The organism is Pantoea sp. alder81 (assembly GCF_020179835.1).
Taxonomy (GTDB): domain Bacteria; phylum Pseudomonadota; class Gammaproteobacteria; order Enterobacterales; family Enterobacteriaceae; genus Pantoea.
In genome coordinates, this window is sequence record NZ_JAIUDA010000003.1 from 79,915 (window position 1) to 97,945 (window position 18,031).

General features: G+C 54.9%; 15 protein-coding genes. All 15 read right to left on the minus strand.

Features of this window, described 5'->3' with window-relative positions:
- Position 1: 1 nt before the first annotated feature.
- The 15 genes from LBW88_RS09960 to ilvI all read right to left on the minus strand — a co-directional run bounded on the left by LBW88_RS09960 (position 2) and on the right by ilvI (position 17,383).
- Complete coding sequence (locus LBW88_RS09960; RefSeq protein ID WP_224932492.1) at positions 2-922, minus strand: D-alanine--D-alanine ligase; 921 nt, start codon at positions 920-922, stop codon at positions 2-4.
- On the minus strand, positions 915-2,390 hold the full coding sequence (murC, locus tag LBW88_RS09965; protein ID WP_224932491.1) for a UDP-N-acetylmuramate--L-alanine ligase: 1,476 nt from the start codon (positions 2,388-2,390) through the stop codon (positions 915-917). Before murC ends, LBW88_RS09960 begins: the two co-directional genes overlap by 8 nt.
- A gap of 69 nt (positions 2,391-2,459) precedes the next feature.
- Complete coding sequence (gene murG / locus LBW88_RS09970) at positions 2,460-3,518, minus strand: undecaprenyldiphospho-muramoylpentapeptide beta-N-acetylglucosaminyltransferase (protein WP_224932490.1); 1,059 nt, start codon at positions 3,516-3,518, stop codon at positions 2,460-2,462.
- Positions 3,515-4,729, minus strand: a complete 1,215-nt coding sequence (gene ftsW / locus LBW88_RS09975) for a cell division protein FtsW (protein ID WP_265112650.1) — start codon at positions 4,727-4,729, stop codon at positions 3,515-3,517. Before ftsW ends, murG begins: the two co-directional genes overlap by 4 nt.
- A complete protein-coding gene (gene murD / locus LBW88_RS09985) occupies positions 4,729-6,045 on the minus strand; it encodes a UDP-N-acetylmuramoyl-L-alanine--D-glutamate ligase (protein WP_224932488.1) in 1,317 nt (438 codons plus the stop codon). The genes ftsW and murD overlap by 1 nt, the downstream gene beginning before the upstream one ends.
- A gap of 2 nt (positions 6,046-6,047) precedes the next feature.
- Positions 6,048-7,130, minus strand: a complete 1,083-nt coding sequence (gene mraY / locus LBW88_RS09990; protein ID WP_224932487.1) for a phospho-N-acetylmuramoyl-pentapeptide-transferase — start codon at positions 7,128-7,130, stop codon at positions 6,048-6,050.
- The gene (murF, locus tag LBW88_RS09995; protein ID WP_224932486.1) at positions 7,124-8,485 is read right to left on the minus strand and encodes a UDP-N-acetylmuramoyl-tripeptide--D-alanyl-D-alanine ligase; all 1,362 of its coding nucleotides are present in this window, start codon (positions 8,483-8,485) and stop codon (positions 7,124-7,126) included. Before murF ends, mraY begins: the two co-directional genes overlap by 7 nt.
- Positions 8,482-9,969, minus strand: coding sequence for a UDP-N-acetylmuramoyl-L-alanyl-D-glutamate--2,6-diaminopimelate ligase (gene murE / locus LBW88_RS10000; RefSeq protein WP_224932485.1), 1,488 nt, complete (start codon positions 9,967-9,969; stop codon positions 8,482-8,484). The genes murF and murE overlap by 4 nt, the downstream gene beginning before the upstream one ends.
- On the minus strand, positions 9,956-11,722 hold the full coding sequence (locus tag LBW88_RS10005) for a peptidoglycan glycosyltransferase FtsI (protein ID WP_224932484.1): 1,767 nt from the start codon (positions 11,720-11,722) through the stop codon (positions 9,956-9,958). The genes murE and LBW88_RS10005 overlap by 14 nt, the downstream gene beginning before the upstream one ends.
- 20 nt (positions 11,723-11,742) lie before the next feature.
- Positions 11,743-12,063, minus strand: a complete 321-nt coding sequence (gene ftsL / locus LBW88_RS10010) for a cell division protein FtsL (RefSeq protein WP_224932483.1) — start codon at positions 12,061-12,063, stop codon at positions 11,743-11,745.
- Positions 12,060-13,001 carry a 16S rRNA (cytosine(1402)-N(4))-methyltransferase RsmH gene (rsmH, locus tag LBW88_RS10015; RefSeq protein WP_224932482.1) on the minus strand — a complete coding sequence of 314 codons (942 nt, stop codon included), beginning with the start codon at positions 12,999-13,001 and terminating at the stop codon, positions 12,060-12,062. Before rsmH ends, ftsL begins: the two co-directional genes overlap by 4 nt.
- A 2-nt stretch (positions 13,002-13,003) precedes the next feature.
- Positions 13,004-13,462 carry a division/cell wall cluster transcriptional repressor MraZ gene (gene mraZ, locus LBW88_RS10020; RefSeq protein WP_034825993.1) on the minus strand — a complete coding sequence of 153 codons (459 nt, stop codon included), beginning with the start codon at positions 13,460-13,462 and terminating at the stop codon, positions 13,004-13,006.
- 493 nt (positions 13,463-13,955) lie between these two features.
- Positions 13,956-14,966, minus strand: a complete 1,011-nt coding sequence (gene cra, locus LBW88_RS10025; RefSeq protein ID WP_224932481.1) for a catabolite repressor/activator — start codon at positions 14,964-14,966, stop codon at positions 13,956-13,958.
- Positions 14,967-15,164: 198 nt separating this feature from the next.
- Entirely contained in the window at positions 15,165-15,656 is a 492-nt protein-coding gene (ilvN, locus tag LBW88_RS10030; protein WP_224932480.1) for an acetolactate synthase small subunit, read from the minus strand.
- A 2-nt stretch (positions 15,657-15,658) separates the two neighbouring features.
- Positions 15,659-17,383: an acetolactate synthase 3 large subunit gene (gene ilvI, locus LBW88_RS10035; RefSeq protein ID WP_224932479.1), complete on the minus strand. Its 1,725-nt coding sequence runs from the start codon at positions 17,381-17,383 to the stop codon at positions 15,659-15,661.
- Positions 17,384-18,031 lie beyond the last annotated feature (648 nt).

Here is an 18,031-nt window from a genome sequence, read left to right on the forward strand (position 1 = left end):
ATCAGTCAGCCAGCTCCAGAATACGTGCCACCAGCTGCGGGAAACTGTATCCCGCCTGCTTTGCAGCCATCGGTACTAGGCTGTGGCTGGTCATGCCCGGTGAGGTATTCACTTCCAGCAGCTGGAATTTACCCTCACCATCCGTCATCACATCGACGCGTCCCCAGCCGCTGCAACCCAGTGCACGCCAGGCAGCCCAGACCAACGTCTTCAATTCTGCTTCCTGCTCTGCACTCAAACCGCTTGGGCAGAAGTATTCAGTATCGTCAGAAATGTATTTAGCTTCATAGTCATAGAACTCGCTGGCGGTTTTTATTCTGATTGAAGGCAGAATTTCATCACCCAGGATGCCAACGGTATATTCCGCACCGCTCAGGAAAGCCTCAATCAACACGTCATTGTCGTGGCGAAACGCTTCATCCAACGCTGCTGGCAATGCTTCTAACGCGTTGACACGGCTGATGCCGACACTTGAACCCTCACAGCTTGGCTTCACAAACAGCGGCAGCCCGAGCGCGTCAATGGCAGCCTGTGTTTGTGCGTCTAAACCCTGCTCCTGCTGCTGGCGTGTTAACCAGACGAATTTGCCAGATGGCAGTCCCCTGCCCTGCCACAACAATTTGCTGCGCAGTTTATCCATGGTGATCGCAGAAGCCATCACGCCGCTGCCGGTATACGGCAGCTCAAGAAACTCCAGTACCGCCTGCAGCGTGCCATCTTCACCGCCGCGACCATGCAGGGCGATAAAGGTCTTCGCGAAACCCTGAGCTTTCAGATCCAACACTGACACATCGCGGGTATCCACGCCGTGCGCATCAATGCCCATCTCACGCAGACCTGCTAACACCGCACTGCCCGACATCAGCGACACTTCACGCTCTGCCGAGGTTCCGCCCATCAGGACGGCAACTTTCTCAGCCATGACGTGCCTCCGTTGTCGCTGCTGGCTGCAACTCAAGCTCAGCCAGTTTGCGGGCAATTTTGCCGATATTGCCGGCGCCCTGAACGATCACCAGATCATCACCTGACAGCAGCGGAGCCAGCGCTTCCGGCAACGCATCGTGCTCAGAGACCAGAATCGGGTCGACCTTGCCACGACTGCGAATCGCGCGGCACAGTGAACGGCTATCTGCGCCTGGAATCGGTGCTTCACCGGCCGGATAAACATCCAGCATCAGCAATACATCGACCTGTGACAGCACATTCGCGAAGTCATCAAACAGGTCACGGGTACGCGTGTAACGGTGCGGCTGGAATACCATCACCAGTTTTTTCTCTGGCCAGCCGGCACGGGCAGCTTTGATCGTGACATCCACTTCCGTTGGGTGATGGCCGTAATCATCGACTAGCATCGCACTGCCTGGATTGCCATTGACCGCTGCGGTATCAAATTCGCCCAGCACATCAAAGCGGCGTCCGGTGCCCTGGAAACTCTCCAGCGCGGCCAAAATCGCGTTATCTTCAATGCCTTCTTCAGTCGCCACCGCAACAGCAGCGGCAGCATTTAAGGCATTGTGACGACCCGGCGCGTTCAGGGTCACTTTCAGCACCGGCTTGTCCTGGCGAATCAGGGTGAAGTGCCCCTGCGCGCCACGTTGTTCATAGTTTTCGATGCGCACATCGGCGTCATCACTGAAACCATAAGTAGTGACCTGACGGCCCACCCGTGGGATCAAATCGCGAATCACCACATCATCCACACACATCACCGCACGTCCGTAGAACGGCAGGTTATGCAGGAAGTTTATGAACGTCTGCTTCAGGTTCTCGAAATCGCCCTGATAGGTATCCATATGATCCGCTTCGATATTGGTGACTATCGCCACCATCGGCTGCAGATGCAGGAACGACGCATCACTTTCATCAGCTTCTGCAATCAGGTAACGACTGGTGCCCAGGCGCGCATGTGTACCCGCGGCTTTCACCAGACCACCATTGACGAACGTTGGATCCAATCCACCTTCGGCATAAATACTGGTGACCATCGCCGTGGTGGTGGTTTTGCCGTGTGTTCCGGCAATCGCGATGCCATGGCGGAAGCGCATCAACTCAGCCAGCATCTCTGCACGACGGATCACCGGGATACGCTGTTCACGTGCCGCCACCAACTCTGGGTTGTCCTGTGCCACGGCAGTCGATACCACGACCACGCTCGCATCGGTCACATTTTCCGGGCGATGGTTGAAATAAATGGTCGCACCTAACGAGGCCAGATGCTGAGTCACCGGGTTAGGCGCCAGATCTGAACCGCTGATGTGATAACCTTCGTTCGCCAACACCTCGGCAATACCGCCCATGCCAGCACCACCGATGCCGACAAAGTGAATGTGCCGGACGCGACGCATCTCGGGCACAATGGAACGCAGTTTTGCCAATTGTTGTGTATTCATCTGTCTCAATTACCTGTTGATCTCATTTGTACCTGCATTCAGGTACAGCCGGTCAAACCGACCTATTAATTACTTCGCGACGCGTGCCACTTCCTGCGCAACCCGATCGGTTGCATCAGGAATCGCTACCTGACGGGCTTTTTCAGCCATCGCCAGCAGCGTGGCGCGATCCCAATGGCGCAACGTGTCCGCTACTGCAGTCGCGGTAAATTGCGGCTGCTCGAAAATTTTGGCTGCACCCGCTTGCTCCAGCGGCAGCGCATTCCAGTACTGCTGACGGTCTTTGTGCTGAAACGGCACAAAAATCGCCGGTAAACCTGCGGCAGCGACTTCGCTCACCGTCAATGCGCCCGAACGACACACCACCACATCCGCCCAGGCATAGGCTTCTGCCATATCATCGATAAACTCGGTGACCTTATGCTGCGGCTGTCCGGCATCGCGATAAGCCTGCTGCACCATCTCCAGCGCGCCTTTACCGCTTTGATGCCAAACCGTAATGGCATCACCCAGTTCTGCGGCCACTTGTGGCACGGTCTGGTTCAAAATGCGCGCACCCTGGCTGCCACCAACGACAAGGACACGTATCGGACCTGTGCGTCCCGTTAGTCGTTCTGCAGGTAAAGGCAGAGCAAGTACATCGGTGCGTACCGGATTGCCAACTACATCCGCTTTCGGAAATGCGCCCGGAAACGCCTGCATCACTTTAGTGGCAATTTTCGCCAGCCATTTGTTGGTCAGCCCGGCAATGCCATTCTGCTCATGCAGCACCACTGGAATACCGCAACTCCACGCGGCTAATCCGCCTGGACCAGAAACGTATCCGCCCATGCCGAGCACCACATCCGGCTGCCAGTTCTTCATGATGCGACGCGCCTGGCGCCATGCATTGAAGATGCGCACCGGTGCCAATAACTGTGCTTTAACGCCTTTGCCGCGTAACCCGCTAATGCGGATAAAATCAATTTCGATGCCATGTTTCGGCACCAAATCCGCTTCCATCCGGTCAGCGGTTCCAAGCCAGCGCACTTGCCAGCCCTGTTCGATCAGATGGTGTGCCACCGCCAGACCAGGGAACACATGTCCGCCGGTTCCGCCGGCCATCACCATCAGCCGCTTGCTACTCATCGAGCACCTCGGGTAAACGCCTGCGCTTTTGCCAGACGCGTTTCATAATCAATGCGCAATAAAAACACGATGGCGGTCGACATGATGATCAGACTTGAGCCACCGTAACTGATCAGCGGCAATGTCAGACCTTTGGTCGGCAGCATACCTGCAGCCGCACCGACGTTAACCAGCGCCTGGAAGCTAAACCACACGCCAATTGAGCAAGCGAGGAAGCCGGAAAAGCGCTGATCGATCTCCAGAGCACGGCGACCAATCGACATCGCGCGAAAAGCCACGAAGAATACCATCAACAGCGCTAAAACCACACCGACATAACCCAACTCTTCACCAATAATGGAGAAGATAAAGTCGGTATGTGCCTCCGGCAGATACTCAAGTTTTTGCACCGAGTTGCCGAGACCCTGACCCCAGAATTCACCACGGCCAAAGGCCATCAGAGACTGGGTCAGCTGGTAGCCGCTGCCAAACGGATCTTCCCATGGGTTCCAGAAAGAGGTCACGCGGCGCATACGATAGGGTTCAGCGATGATCAGCAATACCACGGCGAATATGCCGGAGCCGATAATCGCCAGGAACTGCCACATTTTGGCGCCCGCGAGGAACAACATCGCCAGCGTTGTGACAAACAACACCACCACCGTACCGAGGTCCGGTTGCGCCAGCAGCAGGACGGCCAACACCACCATCACGCCCATCGGCTTACAGAAGCCCCAGAAGTTGTTACGCACCTCTTCCACTTTGCGCACCAGATAGCTGGCGAGATAGCAGAACAGGGTCAGTTTGGACAATTCTGCAGGCTGAATTCGCAACGGGCCCAGGGCAATCCAGCGCGATGCACCGTTAACCGAGCTGCCCACTACCAATACAATCAGCAACATTGCAACAGACGCCATCAGCATCACGTTGCTGTAGCGCTGCCAGAAATCCATTGGCACACGCAATGTCACCAGCGCCATGCCTATCGCCAGTGCGATATAGAAGGCGTCGCGCTTAGCGAAGTAGAACGGGTCTTCGTTAAGACGCTGACCAACCGGCATCGATGCCGAGGTCACCATCACAAAGCCAATAATCGCCAAACCAAAGGTCAGCCACAGCAGTGTGCGGTCATACAGCACCACCGGCGCATCATCATTTTCACGGCCGCCCATCACCCAATCGCGTAAGCGAACGGAGAGGAAGCTGGCAATACTGGCACCTGGAATGCGCATCAGCTCAGCTCCTTCGCCAGTTGCGCGAAAATATCGCCGCGCTGTTCAAAATTACGGAACTGATCGAGGCTGGCGCAGGCGGGTGACAGCAGCACCATATCTCCGGCTTTAACCTGAGGCACAATCTGCTCCATGGCCTGCTGCATAGTCTCTGTACGCATAGCAATTTCAGGACGCAGCGCGGCAAGAGCATCGCCATCACGACCAAAGCAATAGAGGCGCACATTGTCACCCTGCAGGAAACGTGTCAGCGCACTGAAGTCAGCCGATTTTCCATCACCGCCCATCAGCAGCCACAAAGTGCCTTTCACCTGCAGCCCGTTAAGTGCCGCTTCGGTGCTCCCCACGTTGGTAGCTTTGGAGTCATTAATCCAGCGCACACCGTTGGCTTCATGCACCAGTTGGAAACGGTGCGCCAGGCCGGTGAACGTGGTTAACGCTTTCAGACTGGAGGCGCGCGGGATGTTGACCGCATCCGCCAGTGCCAGTGCCGCCAGTGCGTTGGTGTAGTTGTGCTGGCCCACCAGAGTCATTTCGTCGGTGTTCAGCACCCTTTCACCCTGCGCCCGCAGCCATGTGCTGCCCTGCTGCTGGGTCAGATGATAGTCACCGAGATTGATGCCGAAACTGACACAACGTGCATCAACGCCGCGAACCGGCATGGTCATACCGTCATCGGCATTGACGACGCAGACGCGGGCGTTTTCATAAATCCGCAATTTAGCCGCACGATACTGCTGCATGCCCAACGGATAGCGATCCATATGATCTTCGGTCACGTTGAGAATGGTCGCTGCCGCCGCTTGCAAGCTGTAGGTGGTCTCTAACTGGAAGCTGGAAAGTTCCAGCACATACAGTTGCGCCGGAGATTTCAGCAGGGTCAACGCCGGTAAACCGATATTGCCACCGACGCCAACCTGCCAACCTGCTGCACGGGCCATTTCACCAACCAGCGTGGTGACGGTGCTTTTACCGTTCGAGCCAGTGATGGCAACGATTGGAGCCTGAGCTTCGCGGCAGAACAGTTCGATATCACCGACGATTTCGATACCGGCCTCTGCGGCTTCACTTAATGCTGGATGCGCCAGCGCAATGCCTGGGCTGGCAATAATCAAATCCGATGCCAGCAGCCAGTCGCTGTTGATACCGCCCACATAGCGCTCTACCGCCTCAGGCAACTTGTCGAGGCCTGGCGGAGACACACGGGTATCCATCACGCGAGGCGTTACGCCCTGCGCGAGGAAGAAATCAACACAGGACAGGCCAGTAATGCCTAATCCGATGATGACGACTTTTCTGCCCCGATAGTCAGCCATGATTAACGTACCTTCAGCGTTGCCAGGCCAATCAGCACCAGCATCAGTGAAATAATCCAGAAGCGCACAATCACGCGCGGCTCCGGCCAGCCTTTCAATTCATAGTGGTGGTGAATCGGCGCCATGCGGAAAATGCGTTGACCGCGTAGCTTGAACGATCCCACCTGCAGGATCACCGACAGTGTTTCAACTACAAACACACCGCCCATGATCACCAGTAAAAACTCCTGACGCAGCAGCACGGCGATGGTGCCCAATGCGCCACCCAGTGCCAGCGAACCCACATCACCCATAAAGACCTGAGCCGGGTAGGTGTTGAACCACAGGAAGCCGAGACCGGCACCGACAATCGCGGTGCAGACAATCACCAACTCACCCGCGTGACGCAAATACGGAATATGCAGATACTCAGCAAACTTCACGTTACCGGTCGCCCAGGCCACCAGCGCAAAGCCTGCTGCCACGAAGACGGTTGGCATAATTGCCAGGCCATCCAGACCATCGGTGAGGTTGACCGCATTACCGGTGCCGACAATCACAAAGTAAGCCAGCAGCACATAGAACAGACCCAGCTGCGGCATAATGTCTTTAAAGAACGGCACCACCAGCTGTGTAGCCGGTGTGCCGTTGCCCGCAGCATAGAGTGCAAAGGCCACGCCCAGGGAGATCACCGACATCCAGAAGTATTTCCAGCGGGCAATCAGGCCTTTAGTGTCTTTACGCACCACTTTACGGTAGTCGTCGACGAAACCGATGATGCCAAAACCAATCAGCACCGCCAGCACGCACCACACATAAGGGTTTGATGGATACGCCCACATCAGCACCGAGACGGTGATAGAGGTGAGGATCATGATGCCGCCCATGGTTGGCGTACCGCGCTTACTAAAGTGCGATTCAGGACCATCGTTACGAACTACCTGGCCAATCTGCAATTTCTGCAGCCAGGCAATCAGGCGCGGGCCCATCCAGAGTGACAGGAACAGAGCGGTCAGCAGGCTGACAATGGCGCGAAACGTCAAATACGAGAAGACGTTAAAGCCGGAATAAAGTGCGACCAAATGTTCGGCCAGCCAGACTAGCATGTTCCTTTCTCCTGTAAGCTCTCGACGACCTGCTCCATGGCGGCGCTACGTGAGCCTTTAACCAAAATAGTGATGTCCTGATGTTGGGACAGCAATGCGCGTAAACGTTCAGTCAGCTCGGCTTTTGTGGCGAAATGCTCGCCTTTGCCGCTGCTTTCACCTATCAACCGGCTCAAAGTGCCGGTACTCAGAACACAATCAATTCCTGCTGCTTTGGCGGCTTCACCCACCTGCAGATGGCAAGCTTCGGCTTCATCACCCAGCTCCGCCATATCGCCCACCACCATCACACGGAAGCCCGGCATATCGCCCAGTACCTGTGCGGCCGCGGTCATCGAACCGACGTTGGCGTTGTAGCTGTCATCCAGCAGCAGTTGGTTGTCTGCCAGACGAATCGGGAACAGACGCCCCGGTACGGGCTGCAGCGTTTTCAAACCGGTTTGGATAGCGCTCAGCGGGGCATCAACAGAGAGTGCCAGCGCAGCCGCCGCTAAGGCGTTAGCAATGTTGTGACGACCCGGCAGCGGCAGCGCCACAGCGATGTCTCCACGCGGGGTATGCAGGGTAAACAGCGTGGCGTCGGCGCGCAGCACGATCTCGCTGGCGCGGAATTCTGCATCCGCCATCGGCTGTGGTGAGAAGCGCCACAGGGTCTTATCGACAAACTGCGACTGCCAGTTAGCGAGGTCGTTGCTATCCACATTGACGATGGCAGTGCCGTGTACTGGCAATCCACCAAAGATTTCGCCTTTAGCTTTTGCGACACCGGCCAGTGAACCAAAGCCTTCCAGATGCGCTGCAGCCAGATTGTTCACCAACGCCGTTTCGGGACGCACTAAATCGGTGGTGTAAGCAATCTCGCCCTGATGATTGGCACCCAGCTCAATCACCGCGTACTCGTGTTCTGGAGTCAAACGCAGTAGCGTCATCGGCACGCCGAAGTCGTTGTTCAGGTTGCCAGCGGTATACAACGTTTCTCCGCACTGACGCAGAATCGCTGCCGTCATCTCTTTGACTGAGGTTTTACCGGATGAACCGGTCAGCGCGACCACGCGCGCCTTCGACTGCTGGCGCACCCAGGCGCCGAGCTGACCAAAGGCGATGCGAGTATCAGCTACAACCACCTGCGGCACATCTAAAGGCAAGTGCTTACTCACCAGCAGCGCTTTGGCGCCGTTAGCGATAGCCTCGCTGGCAAAGTCATGCGCATCAAAACGCTCACCCACCAGTGCCACAAACAGGCTGCCGTCGGCAACTTTACGTGTATCACTGGTGACATCATTCAGCGTTAAATCTGCGCCGTGCAGCTGACCGCCGCTGATTTCAGCCAGTATTTTTAAAGAGACCGGAATCATGCCATTACCCCCAGCAAACGGGCGACAGTGTCGCGATCGGAGTAATCAAGACGACGATTGCCAATGATTTGATAATCTTCATGGCCTTTACCGGCCACCAGCACGATGTCATCAGCATGGGCCTGCATCACGGCGTTAGTGACCGCTTGCGCACGTCCCGCGACCACACGGGCGCGACCGGGATCGAGCAAGCCAGTCAGAATGTCATTCACAATCGCGGCTGGGTCTTCGCTGCGCGGATTGTCATCCGTGATCACCACGATGTCAGAAAACTGTTCGGCAATCGCGCCCATCAGTGGACGTTTGCCTTTATCACGATCGCCACCACAGCCGAACACGCACCACAGCTTGCCTTTGCAGTGCAGGCGCGCGGCTTCCAGCGCTTTTTCCAGCGCATCTGGAGTGTGTGCATAATCTACCACCACCGTGGGTTTCTCTGGCGCCGTGAACACTTCCATGCGACCGCATACCGGTTGCAGCTGTGCCGCGCTTGAAACCAGCGCCTCCAGCGGATAATCGAGCGTCAGCAAGGTGGCCAGTGCCAGCAGCAGATTGCTGACGTTGAATGCGCCCATCAGGCGGCTATCAAACTCGCCATCGCCCCAGCTTGACTGGAACTGAACATGAGCGCCACCATCGTGATAATTCACCGCAGTAGCTTTCAGCCAGCGTCCACGACAGCCAGGCTGCAGATTGTCAGCCATGGTGACAGCAACGGCATCCGGCAATTTTTCCAGCCAGCGGCGTCCGACGTCGTCATCGGCGTTGATAATGGCTTCACCAATCTGATGTTCAGAGAACAGCAGCCATTTGGCGGCTTCGTAGCCCTGCATATCACCGTGATAATCGAGATGATCGCGGCTCAGGTTGGTGAACACGGCAGCCGCAAAAGGCAATGCCGCGACGCGATGCTGCACCAGGCCGTGAGAAGAGACTTCCATTGCGGCCAGCGTGGCACCCTGCTCAACCAGATCATTCAGTACATGTTGTACATCCACCGCGGAACCCGTGGTGTTTTCGGTCGCTACCAGTTGGCCGTACAAACCATTGCCCACTGTGCCCATTACGGCACCTGTTTCACCCAGCAGATTGGCCCACTGCGCCATCAGTTGCGTGGTGGTGGTTTTCCCGTTGGTGCCAGTAACACCGATTAATTTGAGCTTTTCAGCAGGCTGCTGATAAAAGCGCCCAGCCAGTGCAGAGAGACGCTGCTGCAACTGCGCCAGATAGATAACCGGGACGCCGTGCATCTCGCGGATATCTCCATCGCTGGCTTCACCCTCGGCTTCGGCAATCACTGCCGCCACGCCCTGAGCAATAGCCTGCGGAATAAAACGACGTCCATCAGCATGATGGCCCGCCACGGCGATAAACAAATCGCCAGCAGCCGCAGCGCGGCTATCCAGTGTCATGTCACGGAGTGGACGCGCCGGCGCACCCGGCACCCACGGGGCCAGTAAATCGCGCAGGTTACGATCGGTCACTTGATTCCTCACTTCTGTTCTTCACCAACTCGTCTTTATCAACTGTTGGCAACCCATCAGGTTCGATGTTCATGGTACGTAATACCCCGCCCATGATGGCGCCAAACACCGGTGCAGAAACCGCACCACCATAATATTTGCCGGCCTGAGGATCGTTGATCACCACCACCAGCGCAAAACGAGGGCGACTGGCAGGTGCAACGCCTGCCGTGTAAGCAATGTATTTATTGACGTAGCGTCCGTCCGGCCCGACCTTTTTAGCGGTACCGGTTTTAATCGCGATGCGATAGCCCTTGATGGCAGCTTTAACCCCACCGCCACCAGGCAACGCAACGCTTTCCATCATGTGCATCACCGTTTTCACCAGGTCTTCCTGGAAAACGCGTTCACCCGCCACTGGCGGGTCAACTTTGGTGATCGACAGCGGGCGATTGATGCCATAGCTGCCAATGGTTGCGTAGACTCGCGCTAACTGTAACGGCGTTACCATTAGCCCGTAGCCGAAAGAGAAGGTGGCCCTCTCTATGTCAGACCACCGTTGTTTTTGAGGGTATAAGCCACTACTTTCCCCGACCAGCCCCAAATTGGTCGGTTTACCCAGCCCAAAGCGCGCGTAAGTATCTACGAGTGCTGAGGAGGGCATCGCTAACGCCAAACGTGAAACCCCGACGTTACTCGACTTCTGTAAAACCCCGGTAAGGGTCAATTCGTTGTAGCGCGCCACGTCCTTGATCTCATGACCATTGACACGGTACGGCACGGTATTCAGTACGCTGTTCTCTTTCACCACACCACGCTGCAGAGCGGTCATCACCACCATCGGTTTCACGGTGGAGCCCGGCTCGAAGATGTCGGTAATGGCACGGTTGCGCATTACATCTTTCGGGGTGTTGGCGAGATTGTTCGGGTTATAAGCCGGGCTGTTCGCCATCGCCAGTACTTCGCCGGTGTTCACATCCACCAACACAGCAGTACCCGACTCGGCTTTGTTGAAGGCCACAGCATTATTCAGTTCGCGGTAAACCAACGCCTGCAGGCGCTCGTCAATGCTCAGCGTGAGGTTGTGCGCTGCGCGACTATCTACGGAAGAGATATCTTCAATCACGCGACCGAAGCGATCTTTACGCACTGTACGTTCGCCTGGCGCGCCGGTGAGCCACTTGTCGAAACTCTTTTCGATGCCCTCAATGCCCTGGCCATCAATGTTAGTAAAGCCAATCAGGTGCGCAGTGACCTGACCGGCGGGATAGTAACGACGCGACTCTTCACGCAGGTAAATGCCCGGTAGCTTGAGTTTTTTCACGTACTCGCCAATTGCCGGATTCACCTGACGCGCCAGATAGATAAAGCGCCCTTTGGGATTGGCGTTCACGCGCGCGGCGAGTTGATCAAGTGGGATCGACAAGGCATCTGAGAGGGCTTTCCAGCGGCTGTCCAATGAGACACCACCGTGTTCCATCAGCTCTTTAGGATCGGCCCAGATGGCATTCACTGGCACGCTGACGGCTAATGGACGGCCAGCACGATCGCTGATCATGCCACGTGCAGTGGGAACAGATTGCACACGCAGCGAACGCAGATCCCCTTCTTTAACCAGCTTATCCGGGCTAATGACCTGCAACCACGCCACGCGTGACAGCAATCCGCCCAAAGCCAGTAAAATACAGCCGCACAGCAACGCAAAACGCCAGCTTATAAAGCTGGCCTTGTCTTCCGGTTTTTTTAACTTCAGCGTTTTGCCTGCGCCGCTCATTGAGGTCTGCGATTCCTTATTTATCTCTGCACCACGATATTTTCCTGTGAAGGATCAACATGCTGCATCTGCAGCTTATCGGTTGCTATTCGCTCAACCCGGCTATGATCGCCGAGCGCATTCTCTTCCAAAATCAGGTTACGCCACTCGATATCGAGTGCATCACGTTCTAAAACCAACTGTTCACGCTGCGCCGTTAACAGGCGCGTTTTGTGCGTGGTGGTGACCACAAACACCGAGGACACGAGCACTGCAATCAGTAACAACACCGGGATCTTGCCAAATCGCAGCAGGTCACCACCGATGACGCCGGGCAGGCTGTGTCGCTCGTTGCCAATCATGTCGCGGTCCTTTCAGCAATACGCAGTACCGAACTGCGCGCGCGTGGGTTCTCGTTCACCTCGGCTTCACCCGGAATCAGCTTGCCTAAGGTTTTCAACTCACGTCCGCCCAGCGCTTTGAGCTGGCTTTCGGTCATTGGAATACCCGCTGGAACTTGCGGGCCTCGGCTCTGATCGCGCATAAAGCGTTTTACCAACCGATCTTCCAGTGAGTGGAAGCTGATAACCGATAACCGACCACCAGGCGCCAGCACCGACATCGCCCCTTTCAGAGCGGTATCGATCTCTTCCAGTTCGCTGTTGATCCAGATACGAATCGCCTGGAAAGTACGCGTGGCCGGATGCTTAAATTTGTCTTTCACCGGCATCGCGGCAGCGATGACGGTGGCTAATTCTTTGGTGCGCGTCATTGGCTGTTCACGATTACGCTCGACGATGGCGCGTGCAATACGTTTGCCAAACTTCTCTTCGCCGTAGGTCTTGATGACGAAAGCGATATCAGCTTCATCAGCCTTCATCAGCCACTCTGCCGCAGATTGACCCCGCGTTGGGTCCATGCGCATATCCAGTGGTCCATCACGCATAAACGAGAAACCGCGCTCTGCGTCATCCAACTGTGGTGATGACACGCCAAGATCGAGTAATACGCCATCGATCTTGCCTGTCAGGCCGCGCGCTTCGACATACTCTGCCAGCGCTGAAAACGGTCCGTGCACGATCGAAAAACGTGGATCCTGAATCTCAGCCGCGGCAGCGATGGCTTGCGGATCGCGGTCAATCGCCAGCAACTGCCCCTTATCTCCAAGCTGGGAGAGGATCAGGCGTGAGTGACCACCGCGACCAAAAGTGCCGTCAATGTAAATGCCGTCTTCCCTGATATTGAGGCCGTTAACCGCCTCATCCAGCAGCACTGTGGTGTGTTTAAAATTTTCCTGCATAGCTATAGCGACAAGTCCTGCAACCGCTCAGATAAAGGCTCCTGAGCCGACTGTTCTGCGTCAATATCGTCCTTGACTTGTTGATACCAGGTCTGTTCATCCCACAGCTCAAACTTATTGAACTGTCCAACCAGCATCACTTCTTTAGTAAGGCTCGCATGTTGGCGTAGCGTATTCGCCAGCAACAAGCGACCTGCATTATCCATCTGGCATTCACTGGCATGTCCTAACAGCAGTCGCTGCACGCGACGCTCAATCGGATTCATGCTAGATAAGCGCGCCAGTTTTTTCTCGATGATTTCCCATTCGGGCAGGGTGTAAAGCAACAGGCATGGTTGGTGGAGGTCAATGGTGCACACCATTTGCCCCTGAGACTCCGCGACGAGCAATTCGCGATAGCGTGTTGGTACCGCCAATCGGCCTTTGCCGTCGAGATTGACTAACGTTGCTCCTCGGAACATGTCAGTCCTACCCCCCAATCACCCGTTTTCACCACTTTATCCCACTTTTTACCACGAAACGAGTTTACGGAGCCTATGAAATCCTTGTCAAGCCGCAACGACAAGTGAATATCACTCTTTACAAGGGTGAGAATTATTTAGTGGAGGGTATTTAAGGGAAATGAATGGCAAAATAAAAAATTAACCTGATGAATAGTGGAATAAAAATTTTCACGATTTGAAAAATGGCGAAAAATAAAGCGTTTTCATCGCAAAAGATAATTATCCCGGGATATGCGACAGCGGCTGCATTTTAGGGGATTTCTGAAAGGAAGCCCAGCACCATCGCGCCAGCTCTGCTACGCGTCACTGCTGAAGATGTAAACAAATAAGAAAATCCAGCGCGAATAATTCGTTAGGAAAAGCGATGACAATTTACGCTTTTTTACCCCCGTCCTATGGCAGAAAAATATCTGGATGTTTAATAAGTGCGGGCAGCGATCTGCCCGCGATTTCATTTAGCGCGTCGGCTCAATTGGCCACGGCGGAATAAATTGCGGCGAATACGGGTTAATCCCGGCTTCGGTTTACGCGGTTCATCCAGCGAGGCCAAAACTAATTCCAGCACACGCTCAGCCACATCACGATGACGCTGCCCCACCGCCAGAACCGGGCACTCTAAAAAGTCCAGTAATTCGTGGTCGCCAAATGTAGCGATAGCAAGGTCGGTTGGCAGCCGCCCATCGCGCTTCAGGGTAATGTCCATCACGCCCTGAAGCAGACCGAATGAGGTGGTAAACAGCGCATCCGGCATCGGATGGTCTTCGAGGTATTTCTCGAACAATGTGGCAGCCGCAGCACGATCAAAACTGTTGCAGTAGAGGTAATCTACCGAACGTTCATCATCTTTCCACGCATCACGGAAGCCCATTTCGCGCAGGAAACTCACTGAAAGCTCGGGCAGCGCACCAAGGAACAGCACGTTTTTCACCGGAAGCTGACGCAATTCAGCTGCCAGCGCATGCGCATCGTCCTGATCGGCACCGACAACACTGGTGAAGTGTTCACGATCCAGCGCGCGGTCCAGCGCGATAATCGGCAGCGGATCGTTGATCCAGCGCTGATAAAACGGGTGCTCGGGTGGCAGCGAGGTTGAAACAATGATCGCATCCACTTGACGTTGCAGCAGATGTTCAATGCAGCGCATTTCATTGTCAGGTTGATCTTCCGAGCAGGCAATCAGCAGCTGATAGCCACGTTGACGCGCCTGACGCTCCAGATAATTGGCAATGCGCGTGTAACTGGTGTTCTCCAGATCCGGGATCACCAGGCCGATAGAACGCGTACGCCCGGCACGCAGGCCCGCAGCAACCGCATTGGGGTGATAATTATGTTCACGCACCACCGCCATCACTTTTTCGACGGTTTTGTCGCTGACACGATACTGCCGCGCTTTGCCATTGATAACGTAGCTGGCCGTGGTGCGCGACACGCCCGCCAGGCGCGCAATTTCATCCAGTTTCACGATGACACCTTAATTCTGATAAGCCAGGGCTGGGCAAATGTCCGCAGAGTAGCTATGGATAAAACATTTGTAACATCTAACCGCAGAACACTACGCTGAGCAACCGCTTTTATTGGGCAGCTCTCACAAGCGCATTAAATAAAAAAAACCCGGCATTACGCCGGGTTAGCTTTGAAGCTGGATGATAACTTTGCGGGATTAACGCATCACGCGATCGCCGCGCGATACACCGACAATGCCTGATCGCGCAACCTCAACGATCTCAGCGACATCGCGCACCGTGTTAAGGAAGGCGTCGAGCTTATCGCTGGTGCCTGCCAGCTGAACCGTGTACAGCGTTGGCGTCACATCAATAATCTGACCACGGAAGATCTCCGCGCTACGCTTCACTTCTTCACGGCCGTAACCGCTTGCCTGGATTTTCACCAGCATGATTTCACGTTCAACGTAGGCACCCTGCCCCAACTCGCTGACACGTAACACGTCCACCAGCTTGTGCAGTTGCTTCTCAATCTGTTCCAGCACTTTTTGGTCACCGACCGTCTGAATGGTCATACGTGACAGTGTGGGATCGTCGGTTGGCGCAACGGTCAGGCTTTCGATGTTGTAGCCGCGCTGTGAGAACAAACCCACCACGCGAGACAATGCGCCGGATTCATTTTCCAGCAGTACCGATAACACACGACGCATAATTAAGTCCTCTCCGTTTTGCTCAGCCACATCTCATCCATCGAACCACCGCGAATCTGCATCGGATAAACGTGTTCGCTGCCGTCAATATTCACATCAACAAACACCAGACGCCCTTTTGCCAGAGTATCCAGTGCCAGCTGCAGCTTCTCTTCCAGCTCAGCCGGATGCGCGATGGAAATACCCACGTGTCCGTAGGCTTCGGCTAAACGCACGAAGTCAGGCAGAGATTGCATGTAGGATTGCGAATGGCGGCCGGAATAAATCATGTCCTGCCACTGCTTCACCATACCGAGGAAACCGTTATTGAGGTTCAGCACCAGCACCGGTAAATCGTACTGCAGCGCAGTCGACAGTTCCTGGATGTTCATCTGGATGCTGCCGTCACCGGTCACGCAAATCACGGTCTCGTCTGGCAGCGCCATTTTCACACCCAGCGCGGCCGGTAAGCCAAATCCCATGGTGCCGAGGCCACCTGAGTTGATCCAGCGGCGCGGCTTATCGAACTGATAATAGAGCGCGGCGAACATCTGATGCTGACCGACGTCAGAGGTGACGTAAGCTTCGCCTTTGGTCAGACGGCAAATGGTTTCGATAACCGCCTGTGGTTTGATCTTGTCGCTGGTGCGATCAAACTCAAGGCACTTACGACTACGCCAACCATCAATGGTCTGCCACCAGTCGCGCAGGCTATCCAGCTCTTGTTTGGCATCGCTTTGCGCCAGCAATTCCAACATCTGCGACAGCGTCTGCTTCGCATCACCGACAATCGGGATATCGGCGCTGACGGTTTTGGAAATCGAGGTCGGATCGACATCGATATGCATGATGGTGGCGTTCGGGCAGTATTTCGCCAGGTTGTTGGTGGTACGATCATCAAAGCGCACGCCAATACCGAAAATCAAATCGGCATTGTGCATGGTCATGTTGGCTTCGTAAGTACCGTGCATTCCCAGCATGCCGACGCTCTGGCGATGCGTGCCAGGGAATACGCCCAGGCCCATCAGCGACATGGTGACCGGAATATTCAGCTGTTCCGCTAACTGCAGCAGTTCCGCTTCACAGCCCGACATAATGGCGCCTCCACCGGCATAAATCACCGGTTTGTGAGCAGCCAGCAACGTTTGTAATGCGCGCTTAATCTGGCCTTTATGTCCCTGAATCGTCGGATTATATGAGCGCATGCTGACCGTCTCAGGGTAGACGTACGGCAGTTTGTTTGCTGGGTTAAGAATATCTTTTGGCAGGTCGATCACCACCGGGCCTGGGCGGCCGCTTGCTGCCAGCCAGAAGGCTTTTTTCAGCACGGTTGGGATCTCTTCCGCGTTTTTCACCAGGAAGCTGTGTTTCACCACTGGACGGGAAATCCCGACCATGTCGCACTCCTGGAACGCATCGTAGCCGATCAGTGAAGACGGCACCTGACCCGACAGAATCACCATCGGAATCGAATCCATATAGGCCGTCGCAATACCGGTAATGGCATTGGTTGCGCCTGGACCTGAAGTGACCAGCACCACGCCGACTTCGCCGGTCGCGCGCGCCAGACCATCCGCCATATGCACTGCGCCTTGCTCGTGACGCACTAATACGTGGTCAATACCACCGACCGTTTGCAGCGCATCGTAAATGTCGAGCACCGCTCCGCCCGGATAGCCGAATACCTGCTTAACGCCCTGATCGATTAACGAACGGACGACCATTTCGGCTCCTGACAACATCTCCATTTTCTGCCTCCAGGCTTGAGGAACCGGATTCCGTGACGCGCATTGTCCCTGCGCCACTGGCACCCAGCCCCGTATTCGCCAGTTAAGATCAAAACCTTATGTTTATGCTCAGATGGCAGAATTCATTTCTGCCTTCCAGGTACAGGGAATCTACTTGAGTTGATTCTTTTAAGAGTAGGTCGATTACCATAACCGCAGAAAACCCGGCCTGCAAACGACAGGAGGCTGCGGCAGACTTATTTCGGCACAAAAGGCACTGACACGTGATAATCGCTCGCGAGGATTAAACTAATGCCATCCCACAACCACAGATGAAAATGCTGGTTAACTGATTATTTGCAGCGTGTTCTAAGAAATATGATTTTCATATTGCCTGGCCGGTTAGCCCACAATTTTTCATGAATATTACTTTCTGGCGTGATTAACTTCAAAACCCGCTTCCCGCATGACATTGTGCTAAGCAACCCGTCAAATCCTGTTTTTAGGATTACAGAACAATGACGATTAAAACCATTAAATTCAACATCTTAAAATTAATTCAGTTTTATAAATATTTTTTTAGACTGTTTAAGTCGTTATGCATGCTGCTAATTAATGCCAAAGCTCTGTATAGCGGGATATTCGCAGCAGATCGCCCTTGACCGGCAA

Excerpts from the sequence above, each read along its gene's own strand:
- LBW88_RS10005 (WP_224932484.1), bottom strand. The coding sequence starts at position 11,722 with ATGAGCGGCGCAGGCAAAACGCTGAAGTTAAAAAAACCGGAAGACAAG.
- mraZ (WP_034825993.1), bottom strand. The coding sequence starts at position 13,462 with ATGTTCCGAGGAGCAACGTTAGTCAATCTCGACGGCAAAGGCCGATTG.
- ftsW (WP_265112650.1), bottom strand. The coding sequence starts at position 4,729 with ATGCGCATTCCAGGTGCCAGTATTGCCAGCTTCCTCTCCGTTCGCTTA.
- ftsL (WP_224932483.1), bottom strand. The coding sequence starts at position 12,063 with ATGATTGGCAACGAGCGACACAGCCTGCCCGGCGTCATCGGTGGTGAC.
- mraY (WP_224932487.1), bottom strand. The coding sequence starts at position 7,130 with ATGCTAGTCTGGCTGGCCGAACATTTGGTCGCACTTTATTCCGGCTTT.
- rsmH (WP_224932482.1), bottom strand. The coding sequence starts at position 13,001 with ATGCAGGAAAATTTTAAACACACCACAGTGCTGCTGGATGAGGCGGTT.
- LBW88_RS09960 (WP_224932492.1), bottom strand. The coding sequence starts at position 922 with ATGGCTGAGAAAGTTGCCGTCCTGATGGGCGGAACCTCGGCAGAGCGT.
- murD (WP_224932488.1), bottom strand. The coding sequence starts at position 6,045 with ATGGCTGACTATCGGGGCAGAAAAGTCGTCATCATCGGATTAGGCATT.
- murF (WP_224932486.1), bottom strand. The coding sequence starts at position 8,485 with ATGATTCCGGTCTCTTTAAAAATACTGGCTGAAATCAGCGGCGGTCAG.
- ilvN (WP_224932480.1), bottom strand. The coding sequence starts at position 15,656 with ATGCGTCGTGTGTTATCGGTACTGCTGGAAAATGAATCCGGCGCATTG.
- murG (WP_224932490.1), bottom strand. The coding sequence starts at position 3,518 with ATGAGTAGCAAGCGGCTGATGGTGATGGCCGGCGGAACCGGCGGACAT.
- ilvI (WP_224932479.1), bottom strand. The coding sequence starts at position 17,383 with ATGGAGATGTTGTCAGGAGCCGAAATGGTCGTCCGTTCGTTAATCGAT.
- murC (WP_224932491.1), bottom strand. The coding sequence starts at position 2,390 with ATGAATACACAACAATTGGCAAAACTGCGTTCCATTGTGCCCGAGATG.